This is a genomic window from Mesorhizobium sp. CNPSo 4684, from assembly GCF_057784315.1.
Genome location: NZ_JBWLUX010000020.1, coordinates 92,184 through 107,014, shown reverse-complemented (window position 1 = coordinate 107,014; position 14,831 = coordinate 92,184). Strand labels below are relative to the sequence as shown.

General features: G+C 61.3%; 18 protein-coding genes. 10 read left to right on the top strand and 8 right to left on the bottom strand.

Going from position 1 to position 14,831, the window contains the following annotated elements:
• The first annotated feature begins 5 nt into the window (after positions 1–5).
• On the top strand, positions 6–248 hold the full coding sequence (locus AC04SG_RS19935; protein WP_488552438.1) for a hypothetical protein: 243 nt from the start codon (positions 6–8) through the stop codon (positions 246–248).
• A 110-nt stretch (positions 249–358) separates the two neighbouring features.
• On the opposite strand, the gene AC04SG_RS19930 is transcribed toward AC04SG_RS19935, so the two are convergent.
• On the bottom strand, positions 359–865 hold the full coding sequence (locus AC04SG_RS19930) for a hypothetical protein (protein ID WP_488552437.1): 507 nt from the start codon (positions 863–865) through the stop codon (positions 359–361).
• Between the two features lie 243 nt (positions 866–1,108).
• Between AC04SG_RS19930 and AC04SG_RS19925 the strand changes: the two genes are divergently transcribed.
• The 4 genes from AC04SG_RS19925 (at position 1,109) to AC04SG_RS19910 (ending at position 3,068) form a co-directional block, all read left to right on the top strand.
• Entirely contained in the window at positions 1,109–1,525 is a 417-nt protein-coding gene (locus tag AC04SG_RS19925; RefSeq protein WP_488552436.1) for a hypothetical protein, read from the top strand.
• Complete coding sequence (locus AC04SG_RS19920; RefSeq protein WP_488552435.1) at positions 1,518–1,688, top strand: hypothetical protein; 171 nt, start codon at positions 1,518–1,520, stop codon at positions 1,686–1,688. The genes AC04SG_RS19925 and AC04SG_RS19920 overlap by 8 nt, the downstream gene beginning before the upstream one ends.
• Positions 1,689–2,203: 515 nt before the next feature.
• Complete coding sequence (locus AC04SG_RS19915) at positions 2,204–2,623, top strand: DUF4258 domain-containing protein (protein ID WP_488552434.1); 420 nt, start codon at positions 2,204–2,206, stop codon at positions 2,621–2,623.
• On the top strand, positions 2,616–3,068 hold the full coding sequence (locus tag AC04SG_RS19910) for a helix-turn-helix domain-containing protein (RefSeq protein ID WP_488552433.1): 453 nt from the start codon (positions 2,616–2,618) through the stop codon (positions 3,066–3,068). The genes AC04SG_RS19915 and AC04SG_RS19910 overlap by 8 nt, the downstream gene beginning before the upstream one ends.
• Positions 3,069–3,515: 447 nt before the next feature.
• Here the strand turns inward: AC04SG_RS19910 and AC04SG_RS19905 are convergent, their stop codons facing one another.
• The 6 genes from AC04SG_RS19905 to AC04SG_RS19880 all read right to left on the bottom strand — a co-directional run bounded on the left by AC04SG_RS19905 (position 3,516) and on the right by AC04SG_RS19880 (position 7,036).
• Positions 3,516–3,896, bottom strand: coding sequence for a hypothetical protein (locus AC04SG_RS19905; RefSeq protein WP_112562746.1), 381 nt, complete (start codon positions 3,894–3,896; stop codon positions 3,516–3,518).
• A gap of 167 nt (positions 3,897–4,063) precedes the next feature.
• A complete protein-coding gene (locus AC04SG_RS19900) occupies positions 4,064–4,210 on the bottom strand; it encodes a hypothetical protein (RefSeq protein WP_488552432.1) in 147 nt (48 codons plus the stop codon).
• 25 nt (positions 4,211–4,235) lie between these two features.
• The gene (locus AC04SG_RS19895; protein ID WP_112562748.1) at positions 4,236–4,490 is read right to left on the bottom strand and encodes a GlsB/YeaQ/YmgE family stress response membrane protein; all 255 of its coding nucleotides are present in this window, start codon (positions 4,488–4,490) and stop codon (positions 4,236–4,238) included.
• Positions 4,491–4,597: 107 nt separating this feature from the next.
• Positions 4,598–4,804, bottom strand: coding sequence for a hypothetical protein (locus AC04SG_RS19890; RefSeq protein ID WP_192259188.1), 207 nt, complete (start codon positions 4,802–4,804; stop codon positions 4,598–4,600).
• 90 nt (positions 4,805–4,894) lie between these two features.
• Complete coding sequence (locus AC04SG_RS19885; protein ID WP_488552431.1) at positions 4,895–5,515, bottom strand: ribonuclease D; 621 nt, start codon at positions 5,513–5,515, stop codon at positions 4,895–4,897.
• 135 nt (positions 5,516–5,650) lie between these two features.
• Positions 5,651–7,036, bottom strand: a complete 1,386-nt coding sequence (locus AC04SG_RS19880) for a M20/M25/M40 family metallo-hydrolase (RefSeq protein ID WP_488552430.1) — start codon at positions 7,034–7,036, stop codon at positions 5,651–5,653.
• Between the two features lie 441 nt (positions 7,037–7,477).
• On the opposite strand from AC04SG_RS19880, the gene polA reads away from it, so the two are divergent.
• Positions 7,478–10,426, top strand: coding sequence for a DNA polymerase I (gene polA / locus AC04SG_RS19875; RefSeq protein WP_488552429.1), 2,949 nt, complete (start codon positions 7,478–7,480; stop codon positions 10,424–10,426).
• A 21-nt stretch (positions 10,427–10,447) separates the two neighbouring features.
• Here the strand turns inward: polA and AC04SG_RS19870 are convergent, their stop codons facing one another.
• Entirely contained in the window at positions 10,448–10,852 is a 405-nt protein-coding gene (locus AC04SG_RS19870; protein ID WP_112562754.1) for a Fur family transcriptional regulator, read from the bottom strand.
• Between the two features lie 221 nt (positions 10,853–11,073).
• Here AC04SG_RS19870 and AC04SG_RS19865 point away from each other — a divergent pair, with 221 nt between their 5' ends.
• The 4 genes from AC04SG_RS19865 (at position 11,074) to AC04SG_RS19850 (ending at position 14,789) form a co-directional block, all read left to right on the top strand.
• The gene (locus tag AC04SG_RS19865; protein ID WP_488552428.1) at positions 11,074–13,293 is read left to right on the top strand and encodes a caspase family protein; all 2,220 of its coding nucleotides are present in this window, start codon (positions 11,074–11,076) and stop codon (positions 13,291–13,293) included.
• Positions 13,294–13,397: 104 nt separating this feature from the next.
• Complete coding sequence (locus AC04SG_RS19860) at positions 13,398–13,790, top strand: hypothetical protein (RefSeq protein WP_436261408.1); 393 nt, start codon at positions 13,398–13,400, stop codon at positions 13,788–13,790.
• The gene (locus tag AC04SG_RS19855) at positions 13,787–14,497 is read left to right on the top strand and encodes a DUF4760 domain-containing protein (protein WP_192259194.1); all 711 of its coding nucleotides are present in this window, start codon (positions 13,787–13,789) and stop codon (positions 14,495–14,497) included. The genes AC04SG_RS19860 and AC04SG_RS19855 overlap by 4 nt, the downstream gene beginning before the upstream one ends.
• A gap of 58 nt (positions 14,498–14,555) precedes the next feature.
• Positions 14,556–14,789: a WD40 repeat domain-containing protein gene (locus AC04SG_RS19850; protein ID WP_488552427.1), complete on the top strand. Its 234-nt coding sequence runs from the start codon at positions 14,556–14,558 to the stop codon at positions 14,787–14,789.
• The last annotated feature ends 42 nt before the right edge of the window (positions 14,790–14,831 follow it).

The window sequence follows — 14,831 nt, the reverse complement described above, 5'->3', positions numbered from 1 at the left end:
GGGGCATGGCCTTTCGTCGTCTAGGCGCGATTGCTTTTGGTGTGGCGTCCTTCTTCGGTAGCGCTCACGCCCAAGATTCCTGTGACCCTAACTACACCGGGGCCTGTGTTCCGATCGCCAGCGATGTGGATTGCTCCTCTGGAAAGGGAAATGGTCCGGCATATGTGCGCGGGCCGGTCACGGTCGTTGGCTCGGATATCTATGACCTCGACCGTGACGGCGACGGGATAGGCTGCGAAAACGGCTAGAGGTTACGCCGCCAGCCCTGGGGTGAGCACAAGATGCGCGAAACCTGAATTCTAAAGAGGGGCCATGAGCACCCGGCATTAACTTCCTCGACCGATGGATGGTTGAACACCTACCAGATGCCATCACAGATAATCCCGGTGCCATCACCGATCTCGCTGACCAGGCAATGCAAGCCGCCGACAAAGAAGGCATCGCGGCCGACGAGATCAGCGAAGAGGTCGGTAGCGTCTTTCAAGCGATGCAGAACCGCGCCGATGGCCTGGCGGGTTGACTTGCTCTCTCTCCGTTCCCCATGTTGGCCGTTCCCCGCCACCATGGAGCGGTTGCTGAAATGTGTGGACGAGTTTTCGTCAAATCGACAATCCCCGACATGGTGGAATTCGCGCATGCCGGCGATATCGAGCGGCTGGGCAATGGCTTTCCGATTTGGAATGGTGCGCCGAGCCTGATCTTTCCGATCATCATCCGCGAAGAGCTGTCCACCAGCATGGCCGGTTTTGTTTCGGCCAAATGGGGCCTGGTGCCTGGCTGGGCGCGCGACGGCGGCGGGATGGCTGCCGCGGTCGCGCAAAGCCGAAGCCCGTATCCTTGCCACAGCCGGGATGCTCGCATGCATGATTTTCGACGCGTCGTCCCTCGCGTGGGACAGGATATTGTACCGGGTTGCCTTGCCCAGCGTGTCGATCGGTTCATGCGCGCCTGAAGTTCGACTGCAGCCGATGCAAGCGGAATATCAAGATCACGCTGCTGGAAGTTCACCCTGAGCATCTGCCCAAGCGCCTGGTCATTCACAAGCCGATGAAAATTGACGGGAAGATCGTCTGGCACACTGAGAGGTTTCGCGCGTGAGAGGACCGTCATGACAGAACGGTTGGAGGTCGAAGAAACCGATGGCGGCTTCCGGGTGATCGATCAGGCGGGCATCGAGTTGGCTCATGCTTTCCGGCGCTCCGAGGCTTTCGCCTTCGCGCGCGATAGAGGGGCACGGGTGCACCTCAAGTGGGAGCGGACCGTTATCGGCGGACGCGAGGTTCCCCAAGACTTTTCGGCCCGTCACGGCGACCACGGAGCCGGGCGCATCATGCCCACGGTCAGCGGTGATAAACCCGGCAGCTGGGCATGGTTCGTCAACGGCACCGATCCCGACACGGGTCGAGGCTGCAGCTTGGGCGGACGAGAGAGTTCAAAAGACCAGGCAGTCGAGCAGCTGGAGGCGGCCTACACCGAATTTATTGCCGATGGCGACAAATATGGACGCCGGCTCAAGAATGGCTGACAGCATGGCAGCTTTGGCTAAACTGCTCGCCGACAATCCCGGACCTGTCTCGATCGCCGCCGGCATTACAGCATTGCGAGCGATCGGCGCCGCAGAACCTTACGACGATCTTCAAGCCGATAGGCAGTTACGCCGCCGAAGGGTGGCGCTCGATCCGCTTTGACCGCGTGGCGGCTGGAAGGGGAGCTGAAGCAGGTCCACGATCAAACCCTGTGGTTTCTTTAATTGCACGGCGTTTGCCGATCCAGGGCCGTGCCAGCCTCTCGGGGCGATCCTGATCTCGCCAACGTCGCGGCCATCGACGTCAATCGTCGCCAGCGTGCGGCTATGGCGATCCTTTTTGGCGATATATTTGACAGACCCGCAATCCGATATCGTTGACAAAGGAAGTATCACGGTGATACATGGACCTATGTGATTCACCCCGTCTCCCTAGGAGCACCGTGCTCCGGAAAGGAGGTGATGAGCATGAGCAGGAAGACGATTACGATTGGCCGCAGTGCGGTCTCGGGTCGGTTCACGACTGTTACGACTGCGGTTCGCAAGCCGAACACGCATATCGTGACGCACATCAAGAAGTGATAAATAGGGCGCCCTTACCTCCCAGGGCGCCCTTTTCTATCGTGGAAAGATTTTTTACCAAAATTACAAATTTTTAGGGAAAGGGACACTTTTAAAATGTATCATAGTGATATACCTAATATGAAACCAAGCGGGCATGGGGGCGTTGTAGTCCGTGGTTGTGATTGGCCAAAAGGACAAGCAACGGACGAAATACGCGCAATCGCGCGTTCGAAAGCGCTTACCATTTCCTATAAGCGCCACGCGATCGAGCGTATGGCCGAACGAAACATCATCATGGGGGACGTTTTGTACGTCCTCAAAAATGGCTTTGTGCATATGGAGCCAATGGAGAGTACGCGACCGGCGTACAAGAAATATGCGATGGAAGGTCTCTGTCCCAACGGCAATAGCCGAACTCTGAGAGTGATAGTCGTTCCTGAAAAGACCGGCACCTTCCTAAAAATTGTTAGTGTTATGTGGGTTGACGAGCCGTCTACCCGCGCAGGTTCGTTGAATGGAGAATACGATGAATAGCCACCACTACACCGAATGCGGACTGAAGAACGTTTTCATTAGCGGTCTTGATTTCGTGAACGACGATGAAGGTGACGAAATCATCACCATCCCGGCTGTTAATGAACTTCATCGTGTAATCGCTCTTGGCATTGTCTCACACGAGCATGGGATTAGCCCTGACGAGCTTCGTTTTCTAAGAACAGAGATGGGGTATACTCAAGCTGAGCTTGCAGTGCTTGTTCACCATGACAAGCAGTCGGTAGGACGATGGGAACGAGGCGAGTTTGTGATCGACGGGTCGGCGGAGACAATCATCCGGCGCCTGGCGATTGAAAAACTTGATCTAGCTTCCGGAGCTGGCATGGATGAGCTGTCGCGTCGGAGCGTGCACACCCTGAAGCCGCAACCGATCAAAATTCAGCACAGCAATGATGACGGGTACCAGCTTCTGGCTGCCGCATAATTAGCGGGGGTCGGCTCTCCACTCAGTGGAGAGCCGACGAATCGCTACCATCAAGGATCTTGGAGGTGCGCTCAGGTAAGCGCCGCGAGTAGACGGGCACAAGCGGCACGTTGGCGGTAACGGATGTGAATGAAATCAAAAGGTTACTGTTAAGGGCGGGTTAAGTCGGAAAAATTCAAGGCGATTGATAATCAAATGCCTAGGGTCCGGCAGTGATCGCGCTGTTCGAGCCCCTGATTTTGGCGCTGGCAAGCAGTCGCGCCCGCCGCGAAGGAACAATCCTCGCATGGCATTTTGTCCGGGCGGCAAGGCCCAAGCCATTCTCAGCCGCGATCAGGCAGTCGCGGACATGTTCCGGGTTGGGGCGCGATCGCAAATGGTCGCAGCTTCGCGTTCGACCGCGCCCCAAAATCACCCGTCACCAGGTAATCACCTGGTGGACATGCGTCAGCCGATCGCCGCACGAACCGAGAGCGCTGCCCTGGACGATTGCATAACCTCGCCGACATGGCAGTAGCAGACGATCTCGTGCAGTTGGTGGTCGGTCAGCTCGAAGAAGCGCTTGGCTTCGCCATAGCTGTCGTCTTTCAGACCTTCGTCGTGCAATATGGGGTCCGTGAAGGCAACCGCTATCGGCGAGCCGTCGCCTCGCATGACATCGCGCTCCGGCGGGGCACGGTATTCAGTCCCGGCGAGCGCGGTCAGGAGCCGGCTGGGCTCACGTTCAAGAAGCTCGGCCCAACGTACGAGACGTTGGGTTCGGCTCATTACCGGCTGTGTGTTGACCTCGGCCACTGCATGCAGTTGGTCCAGTGTTTGGTGTTTCATGGCAACCTCCTAGTAATAGGTTGGTTGACCCCAAACGCCCTGTATCGACATCATAGCGCCGAAGCGTCGATCCGTCATTCGAATTCCATGTCGGGGCAATCGCGGGAGACCTCGCCAATGCCTTTTTACATGCAGCCAGCCGACGCCCGCCGCCGTCGACGGCAGGCTCAGTTCTGCTGGATCGAAATGCCCTTGTCGTCGATCTTGAGCTCGACGCCTTTTGGCTTGGTCTGTTCGTGATAGACATACGCACCGAGCGCGATGACCACGACAACGAGCGCGCCAATAATGAGATAGAGCGTGTTCTGCTTCATGGCGCGCCCTTTGTCGTCTTGAGCCTCATGCTCGCTTCAGGACCTTGACCAGCACCAGAAGAATGACGGCGCCGATCGTGGCGTTGATGATGGCAGCGAGAATGCCGCCGCCGATGGCAAAGCCGAGCCTTGGGAAAAGCCAGCCGGCGATCAAGGCGCCGATAATGCCGACGACGATGTTGCCGATCAGGCCGAAGCCGAAGCCCGAGACGATGAGGCCAGCGAGCCAGCCGGCAATGGCGCCGATGATCAGGAAGATGAGAAGGCTTTCGATGCCCATGGCGAGTCCCTCCAGAATGAGAGGCGGCTGCGGAGCGGACGGCCCCGAATCGGCCTCATTTTCAACGGCTTCACGCTATGCGAAAGCACATCAACCCGCCAGCGGGCTCACGGGTCGTCGTCATCGTCACTGGAGGCAGGCCGCCAGCTCGTCGGCTCGACCTTTTTCTGGGTATCGCTGTCGGTGTAGACCCACCAGGCGCCGTCGCGGTACTGCCCGACGGATTCGCTGACGACACCGGCGCCGTCCTTCCACAGGACAGTGACCTTGGACCCGTCCGTCGGGGCGGTTGCTATCGGCTTTCGGTCTGCCATGTCATCCCCTCTCGTCGCACTTCCATCCGGAATGCGCAGAACAACGCCGCCACCCCCATCCGGTTCCAGCGGAACGAAGGGCCCGAACCATCAGCTGTGCGCAAAAATATCCTCTTCGCCCCAACCCATCAGATCGAGCTTGGCACGCGTCGGTAGGAAGCGGAAGCAGGCGTCGGCTTCCTTGGTACGCCCGTCCCGCGCCAACCGCCCGGCCAGCACATCGCGCAGCCGGTGCAGATAGAGCACGTCGGACGCGGCATATTCGAGCTGTTCGGGCGACAAGGTGTCGGCCGCCCAATCCGACGATTGCTGCACTTTGGAAAGTCCGACGCCGAGCAGTTCGAAGCAGATGTCTTTCAGCCCGTGCCGGTCGGTATAGGTGCGGGTCAGCCGCGAGGCGATCTTGGTGCAGAACACCGGCTCCGGCATGACGCCGAAGGCATTGTGGAGCACGGCGAGGTCGAAACGGCCGTAGTGGAACAGTTTGGTGATGCCGCGGTTCCTGAGCAGGCTGACAAGGTTCGGCGCCTTCTTCTGGCCGGGCGCGATCTGGATCACGTCGGCGGAGCCATCGCCCGGCGAGATCTGCACCACGCAGAGCCGGTCGCGGTGCGGGTTCAGCCCCAGCGTCTCGGTGTCGATGGCCACTGCGTCGACATTGTAATGGGACAGGTCGGGCAGATCGTTCTTGTGGAAGCGGATGTCGCTCATTGTCTTCTCCGGATCGCGGCCTGCAGCGCCGCGCATCTCTTGAGATGCGCAAAGGACGCTGCAGCATATTAAACTTGTCGGTCGTCCTCGCCGCGATCCGCTGAAAAATCAACCAGAAACTGGTTTCCCGCTGCTTCAGCGCGTCAGCGCATCGAGAATGCGCGCCCAGGAGCGCTGGCCCTTGTGGAAGGAGGTCAGCTCGTATTTCTCGTTGGGCGAGTGGATGCGGTCGTCGTCGAGGCCGAACCCGACAAGCAGCGATTCCATGCCGAGATAGGTCTGGAAATCACCGACGACAGGAATGGAGCCGCCGGCGCCCGTGGTTACCGCCGGCTTCGGCCATTCATCCGACAGCGCGTTCTTGGCCTTGGCCAGGAATGGCGAATCATAGGAGAGCTGGATCGCCGGCGAACCGCCATGGGGATGGAACTCGACCGAACAGTCCCCAGGAATCCGCTCCCTGACGAATTTCTGGAACGCCGCGCGGATCGTCTCGGGATTCTGCTTGTGGACGAGGCGGAAGGAGATTTTCGCCGACGCCTCCGCCGCGATCACCGTCTTGAACCCTTTGCCCGTATAACCGCCGATAATGCCGTTGAATTCGGCGGTCGGCCGCGCCCAGGTCAGCTCCAGCACGGAGCGGCCTTTTTCGCCTGATGGGATCGACAGGCCGATAGGCCCGAGGAAGGTCTCGGCGGTTTCGCCCAGCGTCTCCCACGATTTCAGGATCTGCGACGGCGTCTCCTCGACTCCGTCATAGAAGCCGGGAATGGTGATGTGGCCATTCTCGTCATGGATGTCGGCGAGGATTTTCGCCAGGATGCGGATCGGATTGGCGGCAGAACCGCCATAGGCGCCCGAATGCAGGTCGCGGTTGGCCGCCTTGACGGTGACCTCCTCGCCGACCATGCCGCGCAGCGACACGCAGATCGACGGCGTCTCGCGGTCCCACATGCCGGTATCGCAGACCAGCGCGAAATCCGCCTTCAGCTCGTCGGCGTTCGCCTCCAGGAACGGTTTCAGTGACGGCGAGCCTGACTCCTCCTCGCCTTCGAACAGGATGGTGACGCGGCACGGCAGATTGCCATGCACCTGCTTCCACGCCCGGCATGCCTCGACGAAGGTCATCAACTGTCCCTTGTCGTCTGCCGAGCCGCGGCCGGTGATCACCTTGTGGCCGGGCTCGATCTCCTTAACCGCCGGCGCGAACGGATCGTTCTCCCAAAGCTCGATCGGGTCGACCGGCTGCACGTCGTAATGGCCGTAAAACAACACATGCGGCGAACCCGCCGGCCCCTCATGATGCGCCACCACCATCGGATGCCCGGGCGTGTCGCGCACGGAGGCGTCGAAGCCGATCAGCTTGAGTTCGGCCACCAGCCATTCGGCAGCCTTGCGGCAGTCGGCGGCATAGTCGGAATCGGTGGAGATCGACTTGATGCGGAGCAGGCCGAACAGGCGCTCCAGACTCTGGTCGAGATTTTTATCGATACGGTCGAGGACGGGGGAAATGGTGGACATTATTGCGGGCCTTTCTTTTCGGTGCCGGGACCGTAAGGGCAGCGCATCAAAACGAAAAGCCCGCGATCATTAGACCACGGGCTGGAATTTGCTTGTTGAAAGGCAAAAAAGAGCCGCCGTGGTGGAGGGGAAACCACGGCGGCCTTTACTCGAAACGTTGCGGCAGCCCGGAGAGGGGGGATAGGCTGCCGCAGTTGTCCGGGATAGGCGGGGGACGGGCCTTGCTCCGGACTCGGCGAAAACTGCCGATGACATGTATTTGTGTCTTCGAACGTGGCGTTTCAAGGGCACGAAAATTACACTTTTGTAACATGGTTGTGAGCGGCCGAGGTCCATAACGAGGCATTCACAGGCAGCCTCTGTCAGGATGGCCCCGCAACGCCTGTTGGAAGCGTGCCTTTGCCATGGACCGCGCCGCCCTGCCGCGCTATCCCTGCCGGCATGAAAAAAGGCGATCATCTCTTCCTCATCGACGGCTCCGGCTACATTTTTCGTGCCTATCACGCACTGCCGCCGCTGACCCGCAAATCCGACGGCCTGCCGGTCGGCGCCGTTTCCGGCTTCTGCAACATGTTGTGGAAGCTGATGCAGGACGCCCGCAACACCGATGTAGGCATTGTGCCGACGCATTTCGCGGTCATTTTCGATTATTCGTCGAAAACCTTCCGCAACGAGCTCTACCCGGAGTACAAGGCCAACCGCAACGCGCCGCCCGAAGACCTGATCCCGCAATTCGGCCTGATCCGCCAGGCTACCGTCGCCTTCAACCTGCCCTGCATCGAGATGGAAGGGTTCGAGGCCGACGACCTCATCGCCACCTATTGCAAGCTTGCCTGCGAGGCCGGCGGCGACACCACCATCATCTCCTCGGACAAGGATTTGATGCAGCTGGTCGGCCCCACGGTAGGCATGTACGACCCGATGAAGGATCGCCAGATCGGCATCCCCGAAGTCATCGAGAAATGGGGCGTGCCGCCGGAAAAGATGATCGACCTGCAGGCGCTCACCGGCGACTCCGTCGACAATGTTCCGGGTGTGCCCGGCATCGGGCCGAAGACGGCAGCGCAATTGCTGGAACAGTTCGGCGACCTCGACGGGCTGCTCGCCCGTGCCAGCGAGATCAAGCAGGACAAAAGGCGCGAATCCATCATCGCCAATGCTGACAAGGCGCGCATTTCGCGTCAGCTGGTGACGCTGAAGAACGACGTGCCGGTGACCGACGGGCTCGACGATTTCGTGCTGCACGCACCGGACGGGCCGAAGCTGATCGGCTTCCTCAAGACCATGGAATTCACCTCGCTGACCCGCCGCGTGGCCGAGGCGACCAGCACCGAAGCCGGCGATGTCCAGGCCGTCGCTGTCACCGTCGAGCGCGCCGACACCGCGCATGGCCCCGATGTCGGGTCGGGCGCACCAGCAGTTGCTCGGGGCGGCGGAACCAACGAAGCAGCACAAGCTGAAGCCAAGGCCGATACCGCCAAGGCTGGCGATACCCCTTCTTTGCTTTCAGCACTTCGTCTCGAAGCGGCATCCGCCGCCAGGATCGACCCGGCCGCCTATGTCGCGATCCGCGACACGGCAATGCTCAAGACATGGCTGGCCCAGGCCAAGGAGACCGGCATCGTCGCTTTCGACACCGAGACCACGTCGTCGGACCCGATGCTGGCCGACCTCATCGGTTTCTCGCTGGCGGTTGGCCCCGGCCGCGCCGCCTATGTGCCGCTCGCCCACAGAACCGGCGCAGGCGACCTGCTCGGCGGCGGCGCGCTGGAGAACCAGATTCCGGTCCGCGAGGCGCTGGCGCTGCTGAAGCCGCTGCTTGAGGACAAATCGGTGCTCAAGATCGCCCAGGACGCCAAATACGACATCGTCGTGATGAGCCGCCACGGCATCGACATCGCGCCCTTCGACGACACCATGCTGATCTCCTATGTGCTCGACGCCGGCACAGGCCACCACACTTTGTCGTCGCTTGCCGACAAATGGCTTGGCCATGCGACGACCCCGCTCAAGGATCTCGCCGGTTCCGGCAGAAGCTCCGTTGGTTTCGAGCAGGTCGATATCGACAGGGCGACCGCCTACGCCGCTGGCCATGCCGATGTGGCGTTCAGGCTATGGCAGGTGCTGAAGCCGCGGTTGGCCGCCAAGGGCCTGGTCTCGGTCTATGAGCGGCTGGAGCGGCCGCTGGTGCCGGTTCTGGCCCGCATGGAACAACGCGGCATCTCGGTCGACCGCCAGATCCTGTCCCGTCTTTCCGGCGAGCTGGCGCAGGGTGCGGCGCGGCTGGAAGAAGAAATCTACGGGCTTATCGGCGAACGCATCAACATCGGTTCACCAAAGCAGCTCGGCGACATCCTGTTCGGCCGCATGGGCCTGCCCGGCGGCTCCAAGACCAAGACCGGACAATGGTCGACCTCGGCGCAGCTTCTCGAAGACCTTGCCGCCGAAGGCCACGAACTGCCGCGCAAGATCGTCGATTGGCGCCAGCTGACCAAGCTGAAATCGACCTACACCGACGCCCTGCCCGGCTTCATCCACCCGGACACCAAGCGCGTGCACACCTCCTATGCGCTGGCGGCGACGACGACGGGCCGGCTGTCTTCGTCCGATCCCAATCTGCAGAACATCCCGGTGCGCACCGCCGAAGGACGCAAGATCCGGACCGCCTTCATCGCCGACAAGGGCCAGAAACTGGTCTCGGCCGACTACAGCCAGATTGAATTGCGCGTGCTCGCCCATGTCGCCGAGATACCGCAGCTGACGCAAGCTTTTGCCGACGGCGTCGACATCCATGCCGTCACCGCCTCGGAAATGTTTTCCGTTCCGGTCGAAGGCATGCCTTCGGAAGTGCGCCGCCGCGCCAAGGCGATCAATTTCGGCATCATCTACGGCATTTCGGCCTTTGGCCTCGCCAACCAGCTGTCGATCCCGCGTGAGGAAGCCGGCGCCTACATCAAGAAGTATTTCGAGCGCTTCCCCGGCATTCGCGACTATATCGAGGCGACCAAGGCCTATGCGCGCGAACATGGCTTCGTCGAAACCATCTTCGGCCGCCGCATCCACTATCCGGAGATCAGGTCGTCAAACCCGTCGATCCGCGCCTTCAACGAGCGCGCCTCGATCAACGCCAGGCTGCAAGGCACCGCCGCCGACATTATCCGCCGCGCCATGGTGCATATGGACGAAGCGCTGGAAAAGGCCGGCCTGTCCGCCCGCATGCTCCTACAGGTGCATGACGAACTGATCTTCGAGACGGTTGAAGCGGAAGTCGAGGCGACGATCCCCGTGGTGCGCCGCGTGATGGAAAACGCGCCGATGCCGGCAATCTCGATGTCGGTGCCGCTGCATGTCGACGCGCGGGCGGCCAACAATTGGGACGAGGCGCATTAGCGTCTCGCCGTAGGTGCGTGCCTAGGCAGCCTCAGCCCTACACTTCGCACACGTCCCGCGAAACTCGATCACCGCCTTCTTGGCGGCAAACCCCGTAGAGCGCACCCACTCATCCAGCCGGTGGTCGACATCATGGTCCGACATCTCCGTCACCTGCCCGCAGGTGTCGCAGATGGCAAAAGCGGTCATCGAATGGCTGTGGTCATGCGGCTCGGCGCAGGCGACGAAGGAGTTGAGGCTTTCCAGCCGGTGCACGAAGCCTGACTTCACCAGGCTGTCGAGCGCCCGGTAGACCTGCAGCGGCGCGCGGAAACCGCGCTCGCGCAGCTGGTCGAGCAGCGTATAGGCGCTGAGTGGTCCGCTGGCGGCCTCGAGCTTCTCGAGCACGCTCAGCTGATTCTTCGTCAGCACATCCCTTGCCGCCATGATCCTGTTTCCGATCTTTCCGCACCGCCTGCACGGCATGCGGCGGTCTCAATTCCCTTGAGATAGCGATGAACCGGGCTTTTTGCCACTGTTTCCGTTATCGCCATCGACACGTCGACCGCCACCGCCGGTTGACGGCACTAACCACATTCAAAATACTGACAAAATTCTCAACGAGGGGTAGCGCACTTGGAAATTCGATCGGGCTTGGGGAAGCAATCATGATCAAATTGACACGACGGACGCTGCTCGTCGGCACGTCGGCGCTTGTGGCCGCCGGTACGGTTTCGTTCCGCACCCTCGCCGCCTCGCGCACCTATCATGCGCTGCTGGTTGCCTGCACCGACTATCCGAACCTGCCGCAGAAGAACTGGCTGATCGGACCCAAGAACGATGCCGGCCTGGTCCGCGACTATCTCTTGAAGAACACGCCCGATCCGGTGAAATTCTCGGCCGAGAACATCACCTTGCTCGCCAAGGATGTCGAAGGCGCCAACGGTCCGCCGACCCATGCGGCGATCAAGGCCGCCCTTGCCGATCTCGCCGGCAAGGTGCAACGCGACGATTTCGTCTATCTGCATTTGTCGGGCCACGGCGCCCAGCAGCCGCAAGCCAAGGCCGGCGACGAGACAGATGGCCTCGACGAGATTTTCCTGCCCTCCGACATCGACAAATGGATCAACCGCGAGGAAGGCGTGCCCAACGCGCTGGTCGACAACGAGGTCGGCACCGCGCTCGACGCCATCCGCGACAAGGGCGCCTTTGTCTGGGTCGTGTTCGATTGCTGCCATTCCGGCACTGCAACGCGTGCCGCGGAAGTTGATGACGAACTGGACCGCAAGGTTGAATTCGCCGATCTCGTCGGCGGCGACGATGCGGCCAGGGCTGCAGCCGTGAAGGCCTATGATGACATCACGGTCAGCGCATCGCGCGGTTTCGACGAGAATGGCGGCCGCAAGCCGGCCTTCAACCTGACGCCGACCGGCGCCGAGCCGGTCGCCAGGGGTAAGCTGGTTGCCTTCTATGCCGCGCAGACGGTCGAAACGACGCCGGAAATGCCGCTGCCCAAGGGTACGCCCGACGCGCCGCGCTTTGGCCTGTTCACCTTCACCATCCTGTCGAAGCTGGCCGAGAACCCCAACGTCACCTATCGCCAGCTCGGCCAGGCCGTTCTGCAGCAATATTCGGCTGACGGCCGCACAAGGCCGACGCCCTTGTTCGAGGGCGAGCTCGACGCCCGCGTGTTCGGCACCGACAAGACCGACGCAATCATGCAATGGCCAATTGCCGTCAAGGATGGCGATGTCGCGATCGGCGCAGGGCTGCTGCAGGGGCTTACCCCCGGCAGCAAGCTCGCCATCCTGCCTTCGGCGCTGTCGAAACTGTCCGACGCGGTCGGCTATCTGGAAGTGCAATCGGCGAGGAACCTGGAAAGCAACCTCAAGCCGGTCGAGTTCGACGGCAAGCCGGCGCTTGCGCCGACGGCGGTACCCGCCGGCGCCTATGCACGCGTTGCCGAACTTGCCGTCGACTACAAGCTGCTGGTGGCAAAGCCGGCGCCGACCGCGGGGCTCGAAAAGGAAACCGGGCTGGTCAATTCGGTTCTGGATGAACTGGCGGCGAAGCCGAATTCCGGCTTCCACATCGCGCTGGTCGAGCCCGGCAAGAGCGCCGATTTGCGGCTGGCGGTTCTGCGCGAAAAGTCCATTGCCGGCGCTGCCGCCGACGCCAGCGATGAGCCGGCGCTATGGTTCCTGCCGGCGTCGGGCGACATCAGCCTGAAGGACGGCAGCAAGCCGCCGCGCATCGTCATCCATCAGGATGGGCGCGACAAACTCGCGGAAAACACCGCCAAGAACCTGACCACGATCTTCCGCGCCACCGGCCTGTCGCGGCTCGCCGCTGCTTCCGACTACCGGCCGGACGAAGTCAGCGTCCAGTTCCTGATCAAGCGCCAGGACAGCGGCGCGATGGAGCCGATCGAATCCTCGACCGTGCCGCGCGTTTCGCCGGGCGACCAGGTGCACATTGCGGCCAGGAACGAGTCCGACGAGTTCGTCGACATCAACGTGCTCTATATCGGCAGCGACTATTCGATCACTCACATCGTCTCCGAGCGGTTGGCGCCGATCAACCAGCAGGCAGACCAGGGCCTGAAGGAAGGACTGCTTGCCTTCACCGACACCAGCTTCGGCATGGAGCGGATGATTGCCGTGCTGACCGAGGCGCCGCCGCAGAGCGAAAAAGAGGATCTGAGTTTCCTTGCCCAGGACGGCGTCCGTGCCGTGACGCGGGCTGCCTCGGGGACGCCGGGCTTCTCAGACATGCTCGCAGACATCGGCATGGCGCCGGCGACGCGCTCGGTGATGCGGCTTGCCGACAAAAGCGGACCAAGGGGCGCGGTGATGATCTTCCCGATGGAGACGGTGCCGCGCGCCTGAGCTGCAACGGACCGACATCCTTTGTCGGCTCTTGCGCCAAGGCCGTGATATATGAACATTTCCCGGTTCGAAGCGCCTCGATGTGCCGAAGCGGAACGCAACAGATGAGGACATCAGTGACTATCCCCGTGCTTTCCTGGCGTGCAGCGATCACCGGCCTTGCCGCCGGCTTGTTGCTGGTTGCCAGTGCCTCGGCGGACGAAACCTGCGGCTTGTGCGTCAAGCAGGTCGTCACCAATTCCGAGCTCGCCACCTGCTTTCTCGACCAGTATGACCAGATCGCCAAGACCGGCAGCACGGCCGTCGTCGTCGATCTCTCCAGCTGCGCCTCGCGCGGCGTGGTCGAGCCCTTGCCGTCACCCAACAAGGCGGCTGTCGAACCGGACGTGCAGTTCATGATTTCGCGCACGCAGCTCGATTGCCTGAAAAAGAAACTGGAGGCGCCCGGCATCGTGCTCGATCCCTCCGCCACCATCCAACTGGACAGCTGCGGATGAAAAAGCCGGGGGGCACTGCAACACAAAAACGGCCGGCCCTGCCGGTGCCGGCATCGAACAAGAAGCCGGAGACCTTGCCGGAAACCACCGAAGGTTTTCCGTGGCCGAGCAGCCACGAGATCAAGAAGGAATCCAACCCGTTCACCGACCGCGACTGGCGCATGCTGGCCTATGCCTGGTCGGGCCTCGCCGTGCGGCTGGCGATCATCTTCACCCTCGCCTTCTCGGTCTTCCAGTTTCTGGCAAACCAGGAACAGAAGCGCGTCGAGCAGACGATGTCGCTGGTCGAGCTCTGGGAAAGCAAGGATTTTCAGCAGGCACAACGCGCGCTCAAGGAGCGGCTGGCGGCGCTCAACGCCAAATATGACAATCTGCTCAGCGCCACGCCGTCGCCGACCGAGGAACAGGTGTTCCGGCAACGCATCGGCATCGAGGCAATGACGGCCGGGGGCGGCACCATGCCGATCGCCGATTTCAACGACAATTTCGACCGCATCGTCTATTTCCTCAACCGTCTCTCCATCTGTGTCGAGGGAAAGCTCTGCTCGCGCGATGTTGCCGACGCCTATTTCCGCGACTATGCGGTGTCGTTCTGGAGCTACTTTGCCGGCTACATAGAAAAGGAGCGCAAGACCGGTTCCGCGAACTATGCCCAGGCGATCGAGAACTATGTACGCCACGGCTCGCCTCCCGCTGACTCCAAATAGCGGCGCAATGAAGGTGCCGGGCAGCTCTTATCCCTTGCGTGCTTTCCGGTGACTGATCGTGGTCGGTCTTCTGGCGCTGGCGTCGATCGCGCGTGCCGAAGACCTCGATTTCCATCTCGATCTCAACACCGGTGGTCACAGTGCGAGGGTGACCGACCTTGCCTTCACGCCGGACGGCCAGGAACTGGTCTCGTCGTCGGACGACAAGACCATCCGAATCTGGGACTGGCAGAGTGGGGTAACGCTGCGCACCATTCGCGGCTATCTCGGCAACGGCAATGCCCCACCTTGATCGGCCATAGCGGAAAAACATGTCAGTGCGGCCAGCATGGAT

Excerpts from the sequence above, each read along its gene's own strand:
- AC04SG_RS19935 (WP_488552438.1), top strand. The coding sequence starts at position 6 with ATGGCCTTTCGTCGTCTAGGCGCGATTGCTTTTGGTGTGGCGTCCTTC.
- AC04SG_RS19930 (WP_488552437.1), bottom strand. The coding sequence starts at position 865 with ATGCATGCGAGCATCCCGGCTGTGGCAAGGATACGGGCTTCGGCTTTG.
- AC04SG_RS19925 (WP_488552436.1), top strand. The coding sequence starts at position 1,109 with ATGACAGAACGGTTGGAGGTCGAAGAAACCGATGGCGGCTTCCGGGTG.
- AC04SG_RS19920 (WP_488552435.1), top strand. The coding sequence starts at position 1,518 with ATGGCTGACAGCATGGCAGCTTTGGCTAAACTGCTCGCCGACAATCCC.
- AC04SG_RS19915 (WP_488552434.1), top strand. The coding sequence starts at position 2,204 with ATGTATCATAGTGATATACCTAATATGAAACCAAGCGGGCATGGGGGC.
- AC04SG_RS19910 (WP_488552433.1), top strand. The coding sequence starts at position 2,616 with ATGAATAGCCACCACTACACCGAATGCGGACTGAAGAACGTTTTCATT.
- AC04SG_RS19905 (WP_112562746.1), bottom strand. The coding sequence starts at position 3,896 with ATGAAACACCAAACACTGGACCAACTGCATGCAGTGGCCGAGGTCAAC.
- AC04SG_RS19900 (WP_488552432.1), bottom strand. The coding sequence starts at position 4,210 with ATGAAGCAGAACACGCTCTATCTCATTATTGGCGCGCTCGTTGTCGTG.
- AC04SG_RS19895 (WP_112562748.1), bottom strand. The coding sequence starts at position 4,490 with ATGGGCATCGAAAGCCTTCTCATCTTCCTGATCATCGGCGCCATTGCC.
- AC04SG_RS19890 (WP_192259188.1), bottom strand. The coding sequence starts at position 4,804 with ATGGCAGACCGAAAGCCGATAGCAACCGCCCCGACGGACGGGTCCAAG.
- AC04SG_RS19885 (WP_488552431.1), bottom strand. The coding sequence starts at position 5,515 with ATGAGCGACATCCGCTTCCACAAGAACGATCTGCCCGACCTGTCCCAT.
- AC04SG_RS19880 (WP_488552430.1), bottom strand. The coding sequence starts at position 7,036 with ATGTCCACCATTTCCCCCGTCCTCGACCGTATCGATAAAAATCTCGAC.
- polA (WP_488552429.1), top strand. The coding sequence starts at position 7,478 with ATGAAAAAAGGCGATCATCTCTTCCTCATCGACGGCTCCGGCTACATT.
- AC04SG_RS19870 (WP_112562754.1), bottom strand. The coding sequence starts at position 10,852 with ATGGCGGCAAGGGATGTGCTGACGAAGAATCAGCTGAGCGTGCTCGAG.
- AC04SG_RS19865 (WP_488552428.1), top strand. The coding sequence starts at position 11,074 with ATGATCAAATTGACACGACGGACGCTGCTCGTCGGCACGTCGGCGCTT.
- AC04SG_RS19860 (WP_436261408.1), top strand. The coding sequence starts at position 13,398 with ATGAGGACATCAGTGACTATCCCCGTGCTTTCCTGGCGTGCAGCGATC.
- AC04SG_RS19855 (WP_192259194.1), top strand. The coding sequence starts at position 13,787 with ATGAAAAAGCCGGGGGGCACTGCAACACAAAAACGGCCGGCCCTGCCG.